The organism is Vallitalea sp. (genome assembly GCF_025211055.1).
Classification (GTDB): Bacteria; Bacillota; Clostridia; order Lachnospirales; family Vallitaleaceae; genus Vallitalea.
This window is the reverse complement of the sequence record NZ_JAOARO010000088.1, coordinates 161,642-185,047: the sequence shown is the minus strand read 5'-3', so window position 1 is coordinate 185,047 and position 23,406 is coordinate 161,642. Positions and strand designations below refer to the sequence as shown.

General features: G+C 29.3%; 19 protein-coding genes. 2 read left to right on the top strand and 17 right to left on the bottom strand.

Going from position 1 to position 23,406, the window contains the following annotated elements; translation table 11 throughout:
• Positions 1-8: 8 nt before the first annotated feature.
• From N4A55_RS14135 to asnB, 4 genes are all read right to left on the bottom strand, one after another.
• The gene (locus tag N4A55_RS14135; RefSeq protein WP_293757510.1) at positions 9-683 is read right to left on the bottom strand and encodes a TIGR03936 family radical SAM-associated protein; all 675 of its coding nucleotides are present in this window, start codon (positions 681-683) and stop codon (positions 9-11) included.
• Positions 673-2,526, bottom strand: a complete 1,854-nt coding sequence (locus N4A55_RS14130) for a TIGR03960 family B12-binding radical SAM protein (RefSeq protein WP_293757508.1) — start codon at positions 2,524-2,526, stop codon at positions 673-675. Before N4A55_RS14130 ends, N4A55_RS14135 begins: the two co-directional genes overlap by 11 nt.
• Positions 2,527-2,712: 186 nt before the next feature.
• Positions 2,713-2,985, bottom strand: a complete 273-nt coding sequence (locus N4A55_RS14125) for a hypothetical protein (protein WP_293757506.1) — start codon at positions 2,983-2,985, stop codon at positions 2,713-2,715.
• Between the two features lie 56 nt (positions 2,986-3,041).
• Positions 3,042-4,883: an asparagine synthase (glutamine-hydrolyzing) gene (gene asnB / locus N4A55_RS14120; RefSeq protein ID WP_293757504.1), complete on the bottom strand. Its 1,842-nt coding sequence runs from the start codon at positions 4,881-4,883 to the stop codon at positions 3,042-3,044.
• Positions 4,884-5,105: 222 nt separating this feature from the next.
• Between asnB and tyrS the strand changes: the two genes are divergently transcribed.
• Positions 5,106-6,332, top strand: a complete 1,227-nt coding sequence (tyrS, locus tag N4A55_RS14115) for a tyrosine--tRNA ligase (protein ID WP_293757502.1) — start codon at positions 5,106-5,108, stop codon at positions 6,330-6,332.
• A 167-nt stretch (positions 6,333-6,499) separates the two neighbouring features.
• On the opposite strand, the gene N4A55_RS14110 is transcribed toward tyrS, so the two are convergent.
• The 10 genes from N4A55_RS14110 to N4A55_RS14065 form a co-directional block, all read right to left on the bottom strand.
• Entirely contained in the window at positions 6,500-8,245 is a 1,746-nt protein-coding gene (locus N4A55_RS14110) for an ABC transporter ATP-binding protein (RefSeq protein WP_293757500.1), read from the bottom strand.
• The gene (locus N4A55_RS14105; protein ID WP_293757498.1) at positions 8,238-10,049 is read right to left on the bottom strand and encodes an ABC transporter ATP-binding protein; all 1,812 of its coding nucleotides are present in this window, start codon (positions 10,047-10,049) and stop codon (positions 8,238-8,240) included. The genes N4A55_RS14110 and N4A55_RS14105 overlap by 8 nt, the downstream gene beginning before the upstream one ends.
• Complete coding sequence (locus tag N4A55_RS14100) at positions 10,046-11,773, bottom strand: ABC transporter ATP-binding protein (RefSeq protein WP_293757496.1); 1,728 nt, start codon at positions 11,771-11,773, stop codon at positions 10,046-10,048. Before N4A55_RS14100 ends, N4A55_RS14105 begins: the two co-directional genes overlap by 4 nt.
• Positions 11,758-13,500 (bottom strand): ABC transporter ATP-binding protein, encoded by a 1,743-nt coding sequence (locus N4A55_RS14095; protein WP_293757494.1) that lies wholly within the window; start codon positions 13,498-13,500, stop codon positions 11,758-11,760. The genes N4A55_RS14100 and N4A55_RS14095 overlap by 16 nt, the downstream gene beginning before the upstream one ends.
• On the bottom strand, positions 13,484-14,260 hold the full coding sequence (locus tag N4A55_RS14090) for an ABC transporter ATP-binding protein (protein WP_293757492.1): 777 nt from the start codon (positions 14,258-14,260) through the stop codon (positions 13,484-13,486). Before N4A55_RS14090 ends, N4A55_RS14095 begins: the two co-directional genes overlap by 17 nt.
• Before the next feature lie 45 nt (positions 14,261-14,305).
• Entirely contained in the window at positions 14,306-15,106 is an 801-nt protein-coding gene (locus N4A55_RS14085) for an ATP-binding cassette domain-containing protein (RefSeq protein WP_293757490.1), read from the bottom strand.
• A complete protein-coding gene (locus N4A55_RS14080) occupies positions 15,103-15,912 on the bottom strand; it encodes an ABC transporter permease (RefSeq protein ID WP_293757489.1) in 810 nt (269 codons plus the stop codon). The genes N4A55_RS14085 and N4A55_RS14080 overlap by 4 nt, the downstream gene beginning before the upstream one ends.
• Positions 15,909-16,841: an ABC transporter permease gene (locus tag N4A55_RS14075; protein ID WP_293757488.1), complete on the bottom strand. Its 933-nt coding sequence runs from the start codon at positions 16,839-16,841 to the stop codon at positions 15,909-15,911. Before N4A55_RS14075 ends, N4A55_RS14080 begins: the two co-directional genes overlap by 4 nt.
• A gap of 4 nt (positions 16,842-16,845) precedes the next feature.
• Positions 16,846-18,384, bottom strand: a complete 1,539-nt coding sequence (locus tag N4A55_RS14070) for an ABC transporter substrate-binding protein (RefSeq protein ID WP_293757487.1) — start codon at positions 18,382-18,384, stop codon at positions 16,846-16,848.
• Positions 18,385-18,483: 99 nt separating this feature from the next.
• On the bottom strand, positions 18,484-19,407 hold the full coding sequence (locus N4A55_RS14065; RefSeq protein WP_293757486.1) for a helix-turn-helix domain-containing protein: 924 nt from the start codon (positions 19,405-19,407) through the stop codon (positions 18,484-18,486).
• Positions 19,408-19,591: 184 nt separating this feature from the next.
• Here N4A55_RS14065 and N4A55_RS14060 point away from each other — a divergent pair, with 184 nt between their 5' ends.
• Complete coding sequence (locus N4A55_RS14060; protein ID WP_293757484.1) at positions 19,592-20,350, top strand: TSUP family transporter; 759 nt, start codon at positions 19,592-19,594, stop codon at positions 20,348-20,350.
• Between the two features lie 117 nt (positions 20,351-20,467).
• On the opposite strand, the gene N4A55_RS14055 is transcribed toward N4A55_RS14060, so the two are convergent.
• The 3 genes from N4A55_RS14055 to N4A55_RS14045 form a co-directional block, all read right to left on the bottom strand.
• Positions 20,468-21,058: an L-2-amino-thiazoline-4-carboxylic acid hydrolase gene (locus N4A55_RS14055; RefSeq protein ID WP_293757482.1), complete on the bottom strand. Its 591-nt coding sequence runs from the start codon at positions 21,056-21,058 to the stop codon at positions 20,468-20,470.
• A 176-nt stretch (positions 21,059-21,234) separates the two neighbouring features.
• Positions 21,235-21,855: a TetR/AcrR family transcriptional regulator gene (locus tag N4A55_RS14050; protein WP_293757480.1), complete on the bottom strand. Its 621-nt coding sequence runs from the start codon at positions 21,853-21,855 to the stop codon at positions 21,235-21,237.
• A 70-nt stretch (positions 21,856-21,925) separates the two neighbouring features.
• Entirely contained in the window at positions 21,926-23,377 is a 1,452-nt protein-coding gene (locus N4A55_RS14045; RefSeq protein WP_293757478.1) for an aminoacyl-histidine dipeptidase, read from the bottom strand.
• Positions 23,378-23,406 lie beyond the last annotated feature (29 nt).

The window sequence follows — 23,406 nt, the reverse complement described above, 5'->3', positions numbered from 1 at the left end:
TAACACTCCTATAATATCTTATCTAAGGGAAGAAACTTATTATCACTGATATAATATATTTCCTGTCTATGAATTTTGAAATCAAACTTATTGTACTCTATATCATTAACTTTACATAGATTATCCAACACTATATCAGGTTTTACATTCATTCTACTACCCGTAGCAATTAGCAATAATACAGCACCATCTTCTCCTAAAGCAATATTGAATATTCCTGGCTTTATATCTATTTCTTTTAGAACATTTTTTTTATTCTTTTTAGTAATAATTATATTACTCTTGGACATTAGATTATTTATCATGTCCTCAGTAATAGTAATATTATTTACGGTAATCTTATATTTTGCAGCATCAATTAAGGCCATAGCACTTTTAGCTTTCTCAGGAAGTACAGTAATATTAAGAATTCTTATTCCCTCTGGTGCATGTAAGTCAAGGTTCTTGATTTGATAATTTATATCAATATCTTCCTTAAGCTTAACATCCAAGTACTCTGCTTCACTAGTTATACCTACAGAAAGTGGTGCTCCTATAGACATAATTGGATGTGGGTTAAACCCTTCGGAATAAGCAATTGGAAACTTGGCTTTCTTGAATACTCTTTGAAAATTTCTTATCAAATCCAAATGTCCAATAAATTTCATTGTACCTTCTTTTGCAAATTTTATTCTAATCAACATAGCAAATACCTCCACCAAAACTTTTAGCTCCACAATTCATACAAGAATCAATACAATTTTTACTGACGATTCCTTCTTTGGCACGTGAGTATTCTCTATATAAAAATTCTTTTGTAACTCCTGTATCTATAAAATCCCAAGGTAAGATCTCTTCAAATGCTCTTTCTCTTGAAGAATAAAATAACGGATCTATATCATTTTCTTCAAAAGCATTCTCCCAATTTTCAAATCTAAAAAATTCTGACCAAGCATCAAATGTAGCACCATTTTTCCATGCACTGTATATAACTTTTGATATTTTCCTATCACCTCTAGCCATTACACCTTCTAACATACTAGTTTTTGCATCATGACAATTATATTTGATACTCTTTTTATTTATGTTCTTATTAAGAAAAGTCTGTTTTTCCATGAAAGTATCATAAGTATCCTGTGCTGTCCATTGGAATGGTGTAAAAGCTTTTGGAACAAAAAATGATGTACTTACTACAATCTGTGGTTTTCTTTTTCTAACTTCTTTTGGCAATTTATAATACTCTTCTACTATATCTTGTCCAAGTTTTGCAATAGCTTCTATATCTTCATAATTTTCAGTTGGAAGTCCAAGCATAAAATATAGCTTCACTCTTGTCCAACCACCTTCAAAAGCCCTAGAAGAACCTGACAATATATCTTCCTCTGTGATACCTTTATTTATTACATCTCTTAATCTTTGTGAGCCTGCTTCAGGCGCAAAGGTAATGCTACTTTTTCTTAACTCTTGTACTTTGCTCATAATATCCAATGAGAATTTATCAATTCTAAGTGATGGTAGAGATAGATTAACATGTTTATCATTGCCAAATTCATCTATTAAATAATTAGTTAATTCTTCTAAACCTGTATAATCACTTGAACTTAATGAAATAAGTGATATTTCATCATGTCCTGTATTATTAATTAATTCAGTAGCTTGTTTTTTAAGAACATTTACATCTTTTTCTCTTAGAGGACGATATATCATACCGGCTTGACAGAACCTGCATCCTCTAGCACATCCTCTAAATAATTCTAAGACTACTCTGTCATGAACAGTTTGAATAAGTGGAACTAGAGGTTTACTTGGATAAGGTGCATTTGTTAGGTCCATCACTATTTGCTTCTTAATCTTAGCCTTAGCATTTTTATGATTTGGTTTAAATTCTTTGATTTCACCATTTTCTTTGTAAGTAACATCATAGAATTTTGGAACATATACTCCTTCTATATCTAACAGTTTAATTAAGAATTCTTCTTTAGTACCTCCATTTTTCTTATGGGTCTTATATAAATCAAGGATTTCTGGCAATGTTGTCTCTGCCTCTCCAATATAGAAAAAGTCTATAAAATCTGCTATTGGTTCAGGATTATAAGTACATGGACCACCAGCACATACAATAGGATCATTTTCTAATCTATCCTTACTGTACACTGACATACCTGATAAATCAATCGTATTTAATATATTAGTATAACTCATTTCATATTGAACTGTGAATCCTAGAAAATCAAAACCCTTAATATCATCTTGGGATTCCAAACTAAAAAGATCAATATTTTTTTCTCGCATTAGTTTTTCAAGATCATCCCAAGGAGAAAATACACGTTCACAAAAAGTATCCTCTCTTTTATTAAGAAAATCATAAAGTATAGATAATCCAACGTGGGACATTCCTATTTCGTAGACATCAGGAAAACATAAAGCAAATCTAATATCTATATCATTAATATCTTTACCTACAACATTAATTTCATTACCTAAATATCTTGCAGGTTTTTCTACACTAAGTAAAATATCATCTGTAAGTTTTAACTTTTTATCCATTTTATTAGTTAACTCCTTTAATCTATGAGTATTATATTAGTTTATTTAACTTATATAATAATATAATAAAACCAAAAATATAACAACTATATTTTAATTATAAAAGGACTGCTTAATAATACATCTATGATTAAGCTATAATAAATGCATTTTGACCAGTCCCACTATATTAACTCTTACTATATATTAATTCAAAAAATCTTTGACAGCTGTTTCATCACCGATTTTTAGTACTTTATTAGATAATTCTTCAAAATCTTCATTATAATACAGTACTTCATAGATACTATCTACATCAAATTCACCGATTTTTATTTCATATTTTTTTAGATAAAGTGTTGATAGTAGTATTATAAAAGATATAAAAATCTTAATAGCTAGTTTACTGGAATAAGTTTCTTCTTTTTTTCGGTTTCTTGAATTATATCTATTTCTTCTTCTGACATTCTTTTTTTTCATTTATATCTCATTCCCTTCACATATCAACCAAATTAACTAATTATCCCAAAATCTGTTTAATAATCAATCTTTATCTTATAGTGTTCAAGCCAATAGTTAAGTTGAATTAGATAAGCGATGAACTGAGGTTCTTTCATTAATTGTCCAAACCAGGGTGTTATAAATGTTTCTCCATCATTATTAATTAGATTATATGCATTTTGAGTATCAATTAGATTATGAATAGGACTGCTTTTATCATCTAGTATATTTTTTAGTAATGCTTTTACAGAATTACTATACTCAGGATTATAAGTTTTAGGGTAAGGTGATTTCTTCCTATACGCTACATCTTCTGGCAAATATGAACTAAGAACTTTTCTTAATAAGCCTTTTTCTATATTATTATGGTTTTTAATTTTCCAGGGTATGTTCCAAGTATATTCTACGATTCTATGATCAGCATATGGTACTCTGACCTCTAGGCTTTTATACATACTCATCCTGTCCTTGCGTGTTAATAATGTTAGCATAAACCATTTTAGATTAATATATGTAAGTTTCTTGATTCTTTTCTCATATTCTGTTTCATTATCTAAGAAATCAATATCGCCAATTGTGTCCATATACTTAGTATTGGCAAACTCCTCTAACTTTAACTTATTTAATTCTTTTGATAGGAAGGATTTTCTTTCATTTATGTATTTGTTCCATGGGAAACCATTATAATATACATCTTCCTGTTTCCTGAACCAAGGATATCCCCCAAATATCTCATCAGCACATTCTCCAGATAATGCCACTGTATGATTGCTTTTTACTTTCTCACAGAATAGCATAAGTGAAGAATCAATATCAGCCATACCAGGTAGATCATATGCTATTACAGCATCTTGCAGAGCTTTCACTAGCATATCGTTATTTATAATAATTTTTTTATGTTGGGAACCAATGTATTTATTGACACGCTTAACCCATATATTATCATTACTTGGTTGAAAATCAGAAGCTACAAAATATTTGTCGTTGTCTTCATAATCTATAGAATACGTAGTTAATCTTTTAGATTGATTCTTAAAATATTCAGAGGCTATCGATGAAATGCCACTGGAATCAAGTCCTCCAGATAAAAATGTACATATAGGTACATCTGAAATAAGTTGTTTCTTTATTGAATCTTCAACTAAATATGCTGTATGTTCAAAAGTATCTTCATCATTTTCTGTATGATAACTAGTTATTGGCTTCCAATATATATGCTTATATAGATTCTTAGAAGTTAATATAATAAATTCGCTAGGTTTCAATTCACAAATATTTTTAAACACACCACTGCCAAGTACTCTACTTGGTCCAAGACTGAACAGTTCTAATAGCCCATTTTCATCAATTACAGGTTCTAATCCAGGAAATTCTAATAATGCTTTTATTTCAGAGCCGAATATGAATGACCCATTGATATAAGCATAGAATAAAGGCTTTACACCTAACCTGTCTCTTGCTAGGAACAGAGATTTTGACTTTTGTTCCCATATACCAAAAGCAAATATTCCATTAAGGTATGTAGTACAATCTTCACCCCATTCTATATAGGAAACTAAAACCACTTCAGTATCACAATGAGATTCGAACTTATAACCTTTTTGAGACAGCTTTTCTCTTAGTTCATTTGTATTATATATCTCTCCATTATAAACAATAGTATATTCATGTTCTCCTATTTTTTTAGTCATCGGCTGTTTACCACCATTAGGGTCAATAACCACTAATCTTCTATGCCCCAACAAGATATTAGTTTTATAATAGAAACCATATTCATCTGGTCCCCTATGAACCAATTGGTTTGTCATATTATGAATAACTCTTCTTTTCTGACTAATGTTCTTATTATAATTAACCCATCCAGCAATTCCACACATCTAATCATCTCCTTTAATCACAATAATTATTTAGATTCAATAATAGAACTATAATAAAAAATTCTTCTTATCATTTTTGATAACTTGTTTAACTTTCCTTATCTATATATATGCAAAAGTACAGCTTTTATGAGTTATAGTGTATTATAAAAATACTTGAATCATAACATAACTTATGATAGGATTATAAATATTGAAAAAAGAAACATTAGGAGGTTCGTAATGAGCGCATACGATGTGTTAATGGAAAGAGGGTTTATTGAACAAACAACCCATGAAAAAGAAATAAAAGATTTGTTAGAGAATGAGAAAGTCACATTTTATATAGGATTTGATCCAACTGCTGATAGTTTAACTGTAGGTCACTTTTTACCAGTAATGGCAATGGCTCATATGCAAAGAGCTGGACATAGACCAATTATTCTTATTGGTGGCGGAACAACAATGGTTGGTGACCCAACTGGTAAATCTGATATGCGTAAAATGATGACTAAAGAACAAATAAATAGTAATGCAGAAAGTTTCAAAGAACAATTATCTAAGTTCATTGATTTTGAAGATGATAAAGCAATTATGGTTAATAATGCTGATTGGCTTCTTGATCTTAACTATGTTGATTTCTTACGTGAAATAGGGGTTAATTTTTCAGTTAATAGAATGTTAACAGCTGAATGTTATAAATCCAGAATGGAAAAAGGGCTTACTTTCTTAGAATTTAATTATATGTTAATGCAGTCTTATGACTTTTTGGCACTTAATAGAAAATATAACTGCGCTCTTCAATTAGGCGGTAACGACCAATGGTCAAATATTCTAGGTGGTGTTGAGCTAATAAGACGTAAAGAGCAAAAACCTGCATTTGGAATGACTTTCAAGCTTCTTACTACAAGTGAAGGTAAAAAAATGGGTAAAACTGAAAAAGGTGCAGTATGGTTGGATAAAGCAAAAACTACACCTTATGAATTCTATCAATATTGGAGAAATGTAGAAGATGCAAAAGTTGAAGAATGTCTTAGCCTTCTTACATTTTTACCTATGGATGAAGTTAGACGTTTAGGTGCATTAAAAGACGCAGAAATAAATAAAGCCAAAGAAGTTCTTGCTTTTGAAATCACTAAAATAGTTCATGGTGAAGAAATTGCAAAACAAGCTATGGAAGCAGCAAAATCATTATTTACTGGCGGTGCTAAGAGCGGTTCCATCCCTACTACTGAAGTCATAAAAGATGAATTTGAAGGTGAAGGAATGGATATTATATCAGCTCTTATAAAAGCTAAACTTGTACCTACTCGTTCTGAAGGACGTCGTATGGTTCAACAAGGTGGCGTTAGGATAAATGATATTAAAGTTGATGGAATAGATAGAATGATTACAGTAGACGATTTCAAAGAAGATGGAACCTTATTAATTAAAAAAGGTAAAAAAGGTTTCCACCAATTTAAAATCTAATATTCTACTAAAAGGTTTATTATAACTAAGCGTTTTACTATGATTATAGGCATTAGCTTTATATATTATGTACAGATGTTGTACATATATGTAATGCTAATGCTTTATTTATATCAAGATATAATCATAGGACGAGTAACTAATTAGGGTTCTTTTGTTTTGGTTTTTTATTTAGAAATTACGCTCCACTTTGAGCTCATATTTTGTAAATCATATAATTTCTTATATAATCCGTTATTTCTTATTAAATCCTTATGTCTGCCCATTTCCTCAACCTTACCATCACTTAGAACGACTATCTTATCCACATTTTCTATAGTACGTAATTTATGAGCTATAACAATAACAGTCTTTCCTTGTATAAGTTTAGAAATTCCTTTGTGAACTATACTTTCATTTTTTGGATCTAAAGAAGATGTTGCCTCATCCAAAATAACAATTGGAGCATTTTTGAGTAAGGCTCTTGCAATAGAAATTCTTTGTCTTTCGCCACCAGAAAGTTTACTACCATTTTCTCCAAGCAATGTATTATATCCATTAGGTAAGTTATCTATGAAACTATCACAGCCAGCTAATTTTGCGGCTTCTATAATTTCTTCCTCTGAAGCATTTTTATTACCTATTTTTATATTATTATATACAGTATCATTAAATAGAACCACATCTTGAAAAACCATACTAATATATTTCATAAGATGTTCAGGCTTCATTTCCCTTATATCATTTTTACCAATAAGAATTTTCCCATTATCTACATCAAAAAATCTAGCAATCAATTTTATAAGTGTGCTCTTTCCACAACCAGATGGTCCAACTATTGCGGTTATTTGATTGGCACAAAAAGGTATTGTCACATGATCAATTATAGTTTCCTCTGCATAAGCAAAACATATGTCTTCTACATATATGTTAAAATCAGAAAGTGGTGGTGTTTTATCTCCAGAAGTTATGTCAGTTAATAGTAACTTTCGCATCCTCTCAGTGGCAAATCTATAATACATCAATTCTGCCAAAGAAACAATTTGAACTAAAATCGGTCCATATATTCTAATAGATAGCAAGCAAAAAAGTAAAATAGGAATGAGATTAACACGTCCATTTATATAAAGCATAGCTCCAACAAAAATTGTAATTCCAGTACCAAATTGCAAAATGATCTGAGCTCCTGAGAAAAATGACCCTGTTATAATTTCACCTTTTAACTGCATATTTTTCATAGAGGTAAGAATAGTAACTATATACTTGAAATTCTTTTCTGAAGTTCTACAAGATTTAACAACCTTAATTCCTTCAATATATTCTTGAATAGCTTCTTCTTGTTCAAGTTTTAAGTTAGTTAATTTCTTTACCCAATTTTTATGAATTCTTCTACTAGTCCATATAACAATTATAGATGTTGGTATAGTTATAATCACACAAAGAGCTAATCGCCAATCAATGATTAAAAGACATACACTTATAAGCATAGTAGATATAGTTGTTGCTATTATTTGAGGCAAAATATGACTAAGAACCGTTTCAATAGAAGCACAATCTCCCATAATATTGGTTGTTATTTCTGATAAATCTTTCATATTAAAAAAACTCATAGGTAGCTTTCGTAAGTGTTCAGCAACTTTAATTCTGTAACTTTCAGCCTCTGAATAAGAAGCAACATAAGATTTTCTATGTTCATAAATAGATGCCAAAAACATTAAAACAGTTACTAGTATACCAATTAAGAAAAGTAGCCATATCCTATTCCACGAAACATCTTCTCCTGATAAGGGTTTTATAATTTCTATAAATACCTCAATTGAAACAATAATAGGTATCATAAAAAGTATATTTGATATAACACCTGCAAGTACAGCTTTTTTCAGCTTAGTTGTGTCAATATCTGATATATAAAGCAATTTCTTGATTTCATTCATTTTCCTTACCTCCAATACGCCATAACTGTGCCTGGCTATAAGTTTCCCACATAGAATAATAGATTTCCTTATTTTCTATCAGATCATTATGTACTCCAACTTCTACAATCTTTCCCTTATCCATAACAATAATTTGATCTGCATTTTTTACTGTGTTTAAGCGATGTGCAATCATAATTACTGTTTTATTTTCTAACAGTTTATTAAAAGATTTTTGAATTAGATATTCATTTTCGGCATCATTAAATGCTGTTGCCTCATCTAATATAATAATAGGGCTATCTTGCAATATAGCTCTTGCAATAGAAATCCTTTGTCTCTCTCCACCAGATAAATGTACATTTTTGCTACCAATAATTGTATCATATCCTTGTGGAAGTTTAGTAATAAATTCATGGCAGTAAGCACTTTTAGCAGCAGTAATAATTTCATCATCTGTAGCACCTTCACGTCCCATACCAATATTATCTCGTATACTTTTTTTGAATAAATAATCGTCTTGAAAAACAAAACCTACTAGAGTCATTAATTTATTCAAATCAATATGTCGTATATCTATTCCTCCTATCATAATCTTTCCATATTGAACGTCATAGAACCTTGGTATTAAGTGAGCAATAGTGGTTTTCCCACTTCCTGATGCTCCTACAATTGCTGTAACTTTATTGCTTTTTGATATAAAACTTATGTTATTTAATGCTGGGGTTTTATTATTATTATCATAATTAAATGTTACGTTCTTAAATTCTATATCATAAGAATTTATCAAAATCTCTTTTGCAGATGATACCTGTTTAATAATTGGCTCTTGTAGTACCTTATCCATATTATGTATACCATATTGAATCTGAAAGGTTTTTGAAACAAGATGAACAATTTTTAGCATTGTTACTGTTATTGCTGGTGCAACAACGATATAAAACACGGTTTTTGATGCAAATACGTTATAATCATTTGTACTACGTCCAAGAAAAATAATAATAGGTAGCATAAAAAGATATATGTTATGGATCAACACCGTATATGCAGCTATTGTTTTTTCTAGCTTTAAAGTATATTCAATTGCCGATTTTGTATATCTTTTTATAACGTCATAAAATTTTTCAAAGGTGACCAATGTAGTGTTAAATAATTTTAACACAGAAATTCCTCTTACATATTCAACAGCTAAGTTATTCATTTCAGCATTGGCTTTGAATACATCTTGCATATGCTTCTTAGCAGAATCTGTTCTAAATGCTAATCCAAGTATATATATGCCAATCCCAATAGTAACCAAACAAACAGCACCATATCTCCAATCAACGCAAATAAGAATTATAATTGTTATTACACAAGATGCAAGAGTGTATATTAAATCTGGAAATTGATGTGCCAAAAACTCTTCTGTATTACCAATATCTTCATCAAGAATTTTTCTAATATTTCCACTACCCATTCGTATTGAAAAGCCAAGAGGTAATCTAGTAAAATGTTTTAATACATCTATTTTCATTTTATAAATTGCTTCAAATGCAGCTTTGTGCAATAAACACAGTGCCGCAAAATAACTAAGTATATTAATTACGCCTCCGATGATAAGTAACCATACGAATTTATAGATTTTTTCTGTGTTGAGGGCAACCAAAGTACTGCTAAATGTTTTTAATATCTCAGAAGCTATGCAATATATTGAGATATAAGGTAAAAAAGAAGCTAAAGCTGATAAAATTAATAAGGTAATTGCAGCTATTACCGTTTTCTTCTTTATTGTTGCTATTTCTATTAACCTTCTTAATCCATTATTAATCACTTTATTTTTCATACTTGCCACTCCTTTGAAATCTGCATTTGGTTATACATATCATAATACCACTTTTGATTTTTAATTAGATTATTATGATTACCCCACTCAACAATCTTACCATCTTTTAAAACAATTATTTTGTCAGCATCTTGTATTGAATTCAATCTATGTGCTATTACAATAACTGTTTTATTATTAGTAAGATGGTTAATAGCATTCTTAATCTCAATTTCATTATCTGCATCTAAAGATGCAGTCGCTTCATCTAATAAAACAATTGGTGCATTCTTTAATAATGCTCTTGCAATAGAAATTCTCTGTCTTTCTCCAGCAGATAGGGTAAATCCACCTTCACCTATAATTGTGTCATATCCATTTTCCATTTTCATAATGAAATTGTGACAATTAGCTGCTTTTGCTGCTTTTATCACATCCTTTTTTTCTGAATTCAAATTACCAATTCGAATATTTTCATAGACTGTATCTTGTAAAAGATAGACATCTTGAAAAACCATACTAATATTTTTTAACAGTTCATTAGGATTAATATCTCTAATATCTCTATTTCCAATGATCACTGAACCTTTCTGAGGATCCCAAAACCTAGCAATTAAATTAGTAATAGTGGTTTTTCCACTTCCAGAAGGTCCAATTAGAGCTGTTGTTTTCCCATTTCTAGCAATAAAGTTAATGTTTTGTAAAACAGGAATATTCTTTTCATAAGAAAACGTCACATTTTTAAACTCTATATCATAGGAGGATATTTTTACTTTATTTTCTGAATAAGACATTTCTTCTTGATTTTCTACTCCTATTAAATTCTCTATTGACAGAGTTAAATACCTTAGTAAAACATATTTAGGTAGCCCTGCTTTTAATATACTTGAAAGTGTAATATTTATCATAATAAAAGAAATAAAAGAAACTGTACTAATCTCTCCAAAAGTTAATTTTCTAATCCCCAATATTATAAACATAGGAAAGGATAAATCTATCAATATACGTGAAATAAAAATATTTGGAGTTAATGCAAACTCTGTTTTGATGTTACTTTTTTTAAGATCTGATAACGACTTTTTTAATCGTGTGAAATTTGTTCCTACAACGCCAAAAGATTTGAACAACCGAATTCCTTCAATATATTCAATAACGTGAGAAACTAAACCTTCCACTGCCATTTTATTTTTTTTACCTTCTATTACAATCTTCTTCATTCCCACTACCACAATAGTAATTGCTATGGCTATTAATGCAAGTTGAAAAAATGCCAAATAAGGACTTATAAGAAATGCGAAAACTGTTAATAGAATTCCCAGTAATGATATTTTAAAAATCTCTGAAATATGATGTGTTAGAATAACTTCTAAATCATGTAATTCAGTTGTAAGGGTCCCTATTAGATGTCCACAACTTTTTTGATTGAAATACCCCAAATTGATTTTTTGTAGGTGGTCACCTATCTTAATACGCAAATCCTTTATAGCTAAACAACCAATTCTTTGGAGTTTATATATATTTTTCTGCAAAAAAATTTTTCTAATTATAAAACAGCTAAGCAATACGCAAGTATAAATAGCTATTTGCACAACAGATAAATTATGTTGATCAATAGATTTAACCATAATATACATCATAATTATAAGAGGAATAGCACCTATAAAAATATCGCAAATAGATAAGTAAACTGTTTTTTTATAGTCATAATAGTAAGAACCTAACAATCTCTTTATATTTTTATACATAAGCTATCCTCCATCATATAATTATCCCACATTTCTCTATATACCCCATTCTTATTAAATAAAACATTATGAGTTCCTTGTTCTACTATTCTTCCTTCTTCTAAAACTATTATTTCATCTACATTTACAATTGTATAAAGTCGATGAGCAATAATAATAGCAGTCTTATCCCTTAATAGTTCATCCAATGCTAGTTGAAGTTTTCTCTCATTTTCTAAATCAGCGTAGGCTGTTACCTCATCCAAAACAACGATGGGAGAATTTTTTAAAATACACCGTGCTATAGATACTCTTTGTGCCTCTCCCATACTAAGCTTAATACCTCCATTACCTATTTTTGTATTATATCCATTAGGCAAAGATATAATATAATCATGTATTTGTGCTTTTTGGGCCGCCTTTATAATTTCTTCTTCTGTTCTATCCATTCCCATTCTAATATTTTCATAAATAGTATCTTTGATTAAATAAACCTCTTGAAAAACATAAGCTATATTATTCATTAGACATTTTGTTGATAACTTTTTAATATTAATTCCACCAATGGAAATAGTTCCTTTCTGTATATCAAAGAATCTACCAATAAGCTGTGTGATAGTTGTTTTACCAGAACCTGAAGCACCAACCAATGCAGTTATTGAATTGTTTTTCGCTATGAAATTAAGATTTTTAATAACTTCAGCTTTTTCATATGAAAAACTTACGTTTTTAAAAGTGAACTCATGACTAGCATCTATTGGTAACTCCATATTTCCATCTTCTAAAATTGGAGTTTCAATAAGCTTTCTAATATTCCCTACCCCTTCTAGTAATATATTTAATTCTTGAGATAGGCTCATTAAAGACTTAAATGATTCGAACAAAATAATACTAAGAAGCATAATTAATAAAAATGCTGCAAATTCAATATAGCCTTTAACTAACATGTAACCACCTATAGGAACAGAAAAAAGTGTACCAGATTCTAGTAATAATAGATAATTGACATAAAAGGGCATAGATTCTTTAGTTGTCTTCATCCAAAAATCATAATGATCTTTTACAGAATCATTAAACTGATTAAAAGAAACTGACGAAATATTAAACGCTTTAAAAACATTCATTCCTTTTACATATTGAATAATAGCTGTGTTCATTTTTCTCTGAAAACAATTATATTTTGTCATATTCTTGCTATATTGTTTGTATGTCTGTTTTTGTGAAATTAACGCAAGTATTACTGGAATAATCATAATAATACCAAGAACTAGATTAAAGTAGATCATAATACTAATAATAAAAACTGGTGAAATCATGGCTGTTACTAAGTCTGGAAGTTGATGAGCTATAAATAACTCTAGCTTCTCAACATCTTCATTGACTGTTTTTTTTATTTCTCCTATAGTATTTTTATTAAAAAAGCCCATATTAAGCTTAGGAAGATGATTACATACTCTAATCCTTACTTCATAAAGAATATTAAATGCAGCAATATGAGACAATATACCCGACAGAACACTAGCTACAATATTAACAATAACAAAAATAGTGATATATTTACTTATGTTCCAGAGGTATTCATATTGAATTTTAGTATCTATAAGTGTAACAATAACTTTATATAGCATGAAATAAATAAGTGTAGCAAGAACAGAGCTGATTACACTTAATATTATACTTGCTATTAATGATTTTTTTTTATTTCCTGCCAGTTTTAGCAGAAAACGCATATTATATAATTTGTTCATTATTTATCACCTTCATTATTATATTATCTCTAAGTTCTTTTATGTATAAATTATCAGAAGTTAAGAGTAGTTCTACTGATCCATAGTCTACCTGCCTTCCAGAATTAAGAATTAATATGTTATCTACAAGTTTTGGTAGAACTCTAATATCATGAGTTATATAAATATAACTTAGTGAATATTTCTTTCTAAGATTGTTTATAGTCTCAAACAATTGTATTCGAGTAATTGTGTCAAGCATAGATTCTACTTCATCTAAAATAATAATTTGAGGTTTTACTAGTAAAGCTCTAACAATACTTAGTCTTTGTAATTCTCCACCACTAAAACAATTAGGTGATTTGTTTAAATCAATAGATTCAAGCCCAACATCTTTTAGCAGAGGGCTAAGTAAACTCTCTTCTGAAACTTGAGATGTTATTAACTTATGGATTTTCATTACTTCTACAAGACTCTTCATAACTGTTGTATCAGAATCAAAGCTACTGTCTGGATTTTGAGTAACTAACTGTACTTTTTTGGCACGCTCCATACGATTTTGCTGATATTGCAATTTTCCATCTATTATAATATCTCCAGATGAGTTTCTTATAAGCCCTAAAATTGCATTGGCTATAGTTGTTTTTCCACTTCCACTTTTTCCTATAATACCTAATGCTTCTTCATTTTTTAAAATAAATCCTATATTATTAATAATCATTTTTCTTTTCTTCAAAAATCCTTCTTTAATATGGACACTAACATTTTTTAATTCCAGCATAAATACCTCCACCTATTTACCAACAAAAAGGCCTATCTACCATTCCTATACCGCAAAAAATTCTGTCATTATTTTCTGCGCATTTAGCAAATCATTTAAAGTACAATCATTGGTAGTTTCAAATAGTGTTTTTGTTTCTCCATGAGTAGTAATTCTTCCTTCATTCATTACATAACAGTCGTGAGAAATGTTGTACGCTAATTCTAAATCATGAGTAATCATCAGAATACTTACATTTGTTTCTTTGTGTAACTGGTAAATCATATCTGCCATTTGATTTCTCAGAATAACATCCATACCTTTTGTAGGTTCGTCCATTATTAACAATTCTGGTGCCCCTCCAATACCTATTGCAGTCAACAATCGTTGCTTCATTCCACCACTTAGCTCATGTGGATATCTATTCAATATTAATCTTGGATTTTCTAATCTGACACTACGTAATAGTTCCTCTGCCTGCTTTCTTCTATTCTCCTTCTTTGACAGATGTTCTTTTAGCACTATAGACAGCTGTCTACCATTTTTCACTAGAGGATTTAATGAGCAAGAGCAGTTTTGCATTACAATTCCAATATTCTTTCCTCTAATTCTATTTAATTGTTCTTCAGGTAATTCAAGTAGTTTTTTATTTCTATAAAGTATTTCCCCTTCTGAATACAGATTACTTGCTAGTATTCCCATAATAGAAGCTGCAAGCAAACTTTTTCCACTACCACTTTTACCCACTAATGAGCAAATTGTATTTTCCCTAAGTGTTAAATCTACACCTTTAACAATTAAAGATTTTTTTTCTTTTCTTTTTTCACCTACTTTTAATCCTCTAATTTCTAATATGTTTTGTTTCATTGGCTCCCCTCACAATCTAATAGTAATATTTTACAATTCTCTGATAGTTTTAATAGTAATAGAATAGAAATAAATTGAAATAACCCAGGAAATATCATTAATCCTGGAGAACGATTAATAAAGCGCAAAGAATCTTTTAGCATATTACCTATTTCTGGCTGAGGCGGTGAAACTCCAAATCCAATAAATGAATAAGAAGAAATTGCAATAATTATATGTCCTATTAATAAAGCAAAAGTAGGCAACAGCATTCTCAAACACTTTTTTAGTAGATGATTTTTAATTATTACAAAATCACTTGCTCCAAGTACTCGTAAAACTTTAATATAATCTGCATTTTTTATAATTTTTATCTCGCTTCTAACAATCTTAGAGTTAGAAACAATATTACATACAATCATTATAGACATAAGGCACCAAATATTAGCCCCAGTTAATGCAGACATTAATATAGCAAGAATAATGATAGGAAAACTTAATATTAAGTTTGAAATATGGTAAAACAATTCATCGAATACTCCTCCGTAATAGCCTAAAATAATACCAATGACTATTCCAATTAAAAACGATATTATCTGAACAAATAAAGCAATCAAAAAAGTATATCTAAATCCTATTACCGTCCTAATAAAAACATCTCTCCCAAATTGATCTGTTCCAAATAAGTGCTTCATAGAAGGAGATGCAAAGCAATCTTTTGAATTAATTAAATTGGCTTCTGGAAAAATAATTACTGAAGCTAATACAAATAAAAAGAATATAGAAATCAGAATAATTGATATTTTAACTTTTGTTTTTGATTTCACCCTGTTCCCCTCCTGTCAAGACAGCTATAGAATATGTCTGCAATCATATTTGCTACTGAAATCAGTAAGCCAAGAACTAAAGTTGCACTAGCTACAACCATATAATCTTTTAGATTTACAGCTTTCATAAGTAGCGTTCCAAACCCAGGGATAGAGAAAATATTCTCTATAATAACACTTGATCCTAGAAAACTTGAAAAAGCCAAGGTAGAAGTTGCGGCAACAGGTGCTAAAACATTTTTTAATACGTGGTAAATCAAAATCTTGCTTTGCTTAACTCCTAGAGCACGTGTACTTAACACAAATTGTTCTTCTAAAACAAGTAATGTTTTATGTTTTACAATAGTAATTAAATTCCCTGTAGAAATAACACCCATTAATATACCTGGTAGGATTAAACAACTATTACTCCTATTACCTGCAGTTTTTAATATTCCAAATTTAACACTTAATAGCCATACTATAAATAAACTAATCCAAAATACTGGAATTGACATGGATAATACAGACCACCATCTAGCTAATTTATCTAATATACTATTTCTATAAACAGCAGAAAGTATCCCTACGCAAGTACCTAGTAAAAAATAAACTAGTATGGCTATCATAACAATTATTAGTGTTTTACCAATAGCCCCAGCAATTTTATTATTTACACTCTTTCCGTCCAAATAAGATTCTCCCAGATTTCCTTTTATAACATTACTTATCCAATCGGAATACATCTTCATGAAACTATTATTCAACCCCTTATTTTTTGAAAACTCCTGTTCATAGCTATGAGAAACAGCCATAGTTTGGCTTTTTTCTCTAAGAATACGAGTAGAAGTATCACCTGGTGAATAATATAGTAATGCAAAAGACAATAATGATATAAAAACTAGGGTGGGAACAATAAAAATAATTCGCTTAATTAAATTTAATATCATTGTTTTATTTCTCTCTAACTTCTGAAAAATCTATTTTAAAGTAGTTATTATCAAACTGAAATCCTGTAAATTTTCCATTATGTATTGCATATCTATACCCAGTAAAAAGAGGTATTGAAGTACAAGCTTCATAACTAGCCTTCCATAGCCCATCAATTGCTACTTTAAACTCAGATTCATTCATTGCACTAATGACTTCTTGTCCATAAGTTTTTACTTTTTCATTAATACCTAGTCCTAATCCAAACATAGAATAATTATCTTCTAATCCATATAAAGATATAGTGTTCACTGTAGGTTCAAACCAGGGAGTAGCTATTGTTAAATCATATTCACCATTTTGAATATGTTGATAAGTTTGTTCTGTTTCCAATGCAACTATATTAACAGTAATACCAATCTTTTTTAGCTCTGATTGAATAAATACAGCAATATCTTTATCTTCAGGTAACGAATTACATATGTAGTCTAATTTGATTGCTATACCATCTTTTTTTAGAATTTCTTTTTCATATTTGTATCCTGATTCTTCTAATATCTTTTTTGCTAATTCAATATCATACTTAAATTCCTCTTCTTTTTTAGAGCCATCATCAAATTTTGGATTCATAATGTGACCACATGGATTTGGGATTGAAAAAAATACTGTTTCAACTAATTTATTTCGATCAATTACATGCTCTAAAGCTCTACGTAAGTTACTATCAGTAAGAGGCCCACTTTTCCAATTCATTCCTATTGCTTTTACAGAAGTGTAATTATCTTTATCCTCTATAACTGATTGATACTTATCGTTGTTTATTAATGAAACAATATTAGAATATGGTATAGAAGAATGATGTTCAGTATATCCGATTAAATCAACTTGATTACTTTCCAAAGCCATAACTCTAGCATCAGGATCAGGTATTACAATCCATTTTATTTTTTGTAAGCTTGAACTTCTATCTTTATCCCAATAATCTTCATTCTTAACTAAAGTAGCTTCAACATCTTTTTTATACTCATTAAGTTTATAAGGACCCGTACCATTAAAATTAGTTATATTACCATCTTCATCTACAGAACCAACAGGCAAGGCAACAATTTTCATTAGCTCTTTTGGAAAGCCTAAATTTGATGATTTGAATTTAATTTTCAATATGTATTCATCAATTATCTCTGTAGTTTCAAGGGTGTTAATATATGTACACATAAATTGTTTTCCCAACGTCTCTATACTATATTTACATGTTTTAGCATCAAACAATGATCCATCATGGAACTTTATATTTTCTTTCAGGTGCAATACATATTCTGTAGCATCCTCATTCACATCCCATTTATTAACTAATGAAGGAGTTGCATTATACTTTTCATCCATTCCTACAAGAGAATCACTAATTAATGTGAGCCCTTCTCTAGATGATTTAAAATCAAATATTGCACCTACCTTTAATATTGTTTCTCCTGTTGAATTAACCTTACTTATATTATTGGAGTTGCACCCAGTTACACTAACTAATAATAAAATCATTAAGAATATTGCTATAAATTTTTTCATATTTTCCTCCTAATTTAAAATTATAGATGGTTAGTTAAAGACCAACCATCTATATCTTAATGATTATGATTCTCATTTTCTACTCCATTACTACTTTTACTACTCCATTCCGTTTTTTTGTTTACGAAATGTGCTTGGCAATAATCCAAAAATTGATTTAAAAGCATCTGAAAATTTACTAGGATTATTATACCCAACACATACCGCAATTTCTAAAATACTCAATTCTGTTTCATGTAGCTTTTGAGCAGCAAAGTTCATACGAATTTTTTTTAAATATTGATACGGAGATTCTCCATATATATTTTTAAAGATTTTATTAAATGTAGAATATCCTATTCCGTTTTCACGAACAATCTTTTCAAGAGATATTTTTTTATTATAGTTTTTAGTTATTATTCCGTGTATAGATTTTACCTTCTTAACTTGCTCTCCTGAGAAATAATCGCTACTTTCTTTATTTAAACTATGATGGAATTCACTTTTAGAAATAAATACTAACATTTCTAAAATCTTTAGCAAAATTAATTCTTGATTAGATGTCATATGTGCATTATAGATATCATTAAAAAGATCTAAAAGCTTGTTTGTATCAGTAAACTTATACCATCTATTATTTAACTTCATTGTAGAAATCAAATTTAAAATATCAATATGGAATTTGCCAAGAAATAATTTATCCTCATTACTCATTTTATCTAGTTTTATTAAAAGTGCACATCCTATATACACATCTACAGGAAAACTTGATCCTAATATCCATTCTTCATTTTCCTGGGTAGCCATCATAGTAATCTCATTTTCCCCTCTAAATGAAAAAGTGTGATTAGGAAATTCACATTCAAATCTTCCAACTTTAGTAAAATCAATTCTAAATAGATTCATTCCTTTATGTTTTCCACCCAAACCATCTTCTGAATGGATATTATAAAATTCAAATGAAATCGCTGAAGAAAAAATATATTTTTTAAAATCACAGTTATTATTGTCATAGCAAATAGTGAATGTTTGTTCTTCTTGCATATTATTCACATCCTTAAATATTCTTGTCATTTGTGTCTTATCAAATAATATACTTATAAAAACATTTTTTGTCAATCAATAGACTCTAGGAGAAAAAATTACTTGATATATTATATTTACTTTATTATTTTCGCATAATCATTTATAATATTCTTATATTGCTAAAATTAGGAGTGTATAACTAATGAAAATCGTATTATTATGTTTTGCTGGCTTTATTGCGGCATTTGTTGATTCTATTGCAGGAGGCGGTGGATTAATTAGTGTACCTGCATATTATATGGCAGGACTACCTTCCCATATAGTTCTTGGCACAAATAAATTCTCAGCTGCATGTGGTTCGTTGACAAGCTCAATAAAATACCTTAAAAGTGGACATGGTAACAAGAATCTTTTAAAATATGCTATTCCTTTTACACTGGTTGGTGCATGTATAGGTGTCACTGTGGCTCTTCAAATCAATGAGCAGACACTAAGTAGTATCATACTTGTAATGGTACTAATCATAGGAGTTTATTCATTATTTTCTAAATCTCTAGGAATGAAAGAAAATCTAAAAAAAGTAACTAAACTAAGAATTTTATTACTTATATTATTAGCTCTATGTCTTGGTTTTTATGATGGATTCTTTGGACCAGGTACAGGTTCTTTTTTAATGTTTGGATTGATACAGCTCTTTGGTTTTGAGTTTACCAGAGCCTCGGCTAATGCTAGAGTAATGAATTTTGTAAGTAATATTACTTCATTATTTTTATTTGCGATAAATATGAAAATAAATTTCACCTATGGTATACCAGTAGCAATATTCAGTATCCTAGGTGCAAGATTAGGAACTTCTTTTGCTCTAAAAAAAGGTGCAAAAATCATAAAACCTATCTTTATAACCATGTCTTTACTTCTATCACTAAAGTTATTGATTGTAGACGTATTACATTTAATATAATATTTTTCTAGTCTATAAGTCTAAATCTATACTTATGGGCAGAAATACAGATGAACTAAATAACTCTATGCTGATTCATATAGATATAATCAGTATAGAGTTATGTTATATACATTATTAAATATTATTATTCTTTTTCATAGCATAAAAATGAAAATCACATATATCATTACCGTAACCTATGGCCCCTTTTCTTTCAAAACGTATTTTAGGAGTTACATCAGTAAAAGTTATATGGTCATTGTTACAATATAATGCACACAGTTCAGAACATTCATATTGGCTGAAAGCATCATTATAAATACATCTTTTCACATTAAATTCTAAACTAGTTTTGTTATTTGATATCCATTCAACATCCCATCCTTCGCCTCTTAACCCTATAACAAACATCTTTTTAAAAAGGAAAAAGAAATTGGGCAACTTACTTATTCGTTCATACATTTTTCTTGAAGTTTCTTTAGTATTATTAGAAATCATTTTACTCATGTGCTCAAATGCCTTTTGCTTACTCATTTGGGTTTGTAGAGCGTGATAGAGAGAAATGGTTGGAAAGATTACTTTAAACAGAGTATTTCTGTTCTTTTTATTTTCCTCCACACATTTTTTCTTTAACTCCACTAATTCAGCTTCTGCCTCTGTATGTATTATTCCAGTAATTTGTTTGTCAAAATTATACTTGATATAATTATCCATATACTTCACCATATTGTTACCTCCTCAAAACAAATAATAACAGTGTTATCATAACACTGTTATTATATCACTTAATGAATTTTATTGCAATGATAATAATTATTATTTTCATATATAATAATTGCAATAAAAAAAACCATCCTATAGATGGCTCAGTTACTTTTATAATAAAAACAAGTAGCTATTAGCTATTGAAAATCTAATACTTTAATCCACCCAGCTGAAAAAAAGTCACTAATAGTATTGATATAATGCTTAGCATCTTTATAAGTCATATCACGCTTAACGATTTCATAGATAGATAAATAATGGGTATGTATAAGTATTTCAAGTTCCTGTTCAGAAATATCTTTAATCTTTATTCCCTTACTTTTTAAATTATCAAAATAATTTTTAGTCTTCTTTACACTTATATTAATATTATCATGAATATATCGAGAATATTGGGTACCATCAGAGCAAGTAAATAACAATTTAAAAGCATCGTAGTTATTAAATATATCATCAATATGATTACTCATCCTGATTTTTGATTGTTCCCATAATATATCTTGCAAAACTTTAGGTTCATCAATTGTTCCATCATATTGTGATAATGCATCTTTATACAAATACTCCAAATTATCAATTGCAGGTTGAACTAGAAATTTAAATAATTCCTCTTTATCTTTGAAATGAGAATAAAAAGCCCCAGTTGTTACTCCTGCCAATTTCACAATTTTACGTAATGAAGTATCTTTGTATCCTTTTTCCAAAAACATTTGTTTTGCTATATTAAGTATTTCTTGTTTTGAATTGCTTCTTCTCATTGTTATCTTATCCTCTTTACATATGGGAATAAGATAATTAATCCTATTCCCAGCTAATGTTTATGTTACACTATTTTATATTTTTTAGAGCGTTCAATAAGAATTCCCAAGTCCTCTTGGTGGAAGAAATACTCAATCTCTCATCTGGTGTATGAACATCATACATATTAGGTCCAAGAGAAATCATGTCAAGTCCTTCTATCTTTTCATCGAATACACCGCATTCAAGACCGGCATGAATAGCTTTGATTAATGGTTTTTTTCCATACATATCTTCATATGTTTTAGCGAATATATCTCTGACCTTAGATTCTTTTCTATATTCCCATTCTGGATATTCACCAGTTACTTTAAACTCAGAATGACCATATTCTGCAAATAAACCTAATTGGTATGCCATTACTTTTTTCAATGAGCCAACTGAACTTCTTACAGATATAACCAATTTAACTGAATCATCATTAGTAACTACAACACCTAGGTTAAGAGAACTTTCAACTAGACCCTCAATATCAGCACTCATAGTCTGTATTCCATTTGGTAAGCATGTTAATAAGAAAATAAGATTGTTCAAAGTATCTTTAGCCATTACTTTAGTTTCATTCATATTCTCTTTTGTTATAACTACAGTAAGTCCACTATCACTTGTCTTAAACTCATTTTTAATATCTGAAGATATCTTATCAACTATCTCATTGAATTTATCAAATTCACCATCAGCAATGATTACATCAGCATATGCTTCACGTGGGATAGCATTATCTTTTGAACCTCCGAATATATCAACTACATGTATATCTATATCATTATTCAAATCATATAATATTCTTCCTAAAACACGATTTGAATTAGCTCTATTCTTATCAATATCACTACCTGAATGTCCACCTTTCAAACCTTTAACCATAATTTTATAAGTAGTACCTTCTGTTTGTTCCCACTTGATAGGAATATCTATATAAGCTTTCAAACCCCCAGCACAGCTTACTAGAAATTCTCCTTCTTCTTCACTATCAAGGTTTACCAGTATCCTACCTGAAAAATTAGATGGATCAACTCCAATAGCTCCATTCATTCCAACTTCTTCGTTTGTAGTAATGAATACTTCAATTGGAGGATGTTCAATTTCGCTAGAGTCAAGGATAGCTAAACAATACGCTACAGCTATACCATTGTCAGCACCCAATGTTGTACCATTCGCACTGATATAGTCTCCATCAACTACTAATTCAATAGGATCTTTTAAAAAGTCATGTTCTACATCAAAATTCTTCTCACAAACCATATCCATATGTCCCTGGAGAATTACAGTAGGACTTAATTCATAACCTTTTGTTCCAGGTTTTTTAATAATAATATTTAGTTCTTCATCTTGAATTACTTCAAGTTTTCTTTCTTTAGCAAAATTCAAAAGATAATCACTAATCTCTTTTTCATTTCCTGATCCCCTAGGGATATTATTTATCTCCTCAAAATACTCTAATACACTTTTAGGTTCTAGACCTTCTATAATTTTACTCATTCTTTCACCTTCCCAAATCTAATTTAGCT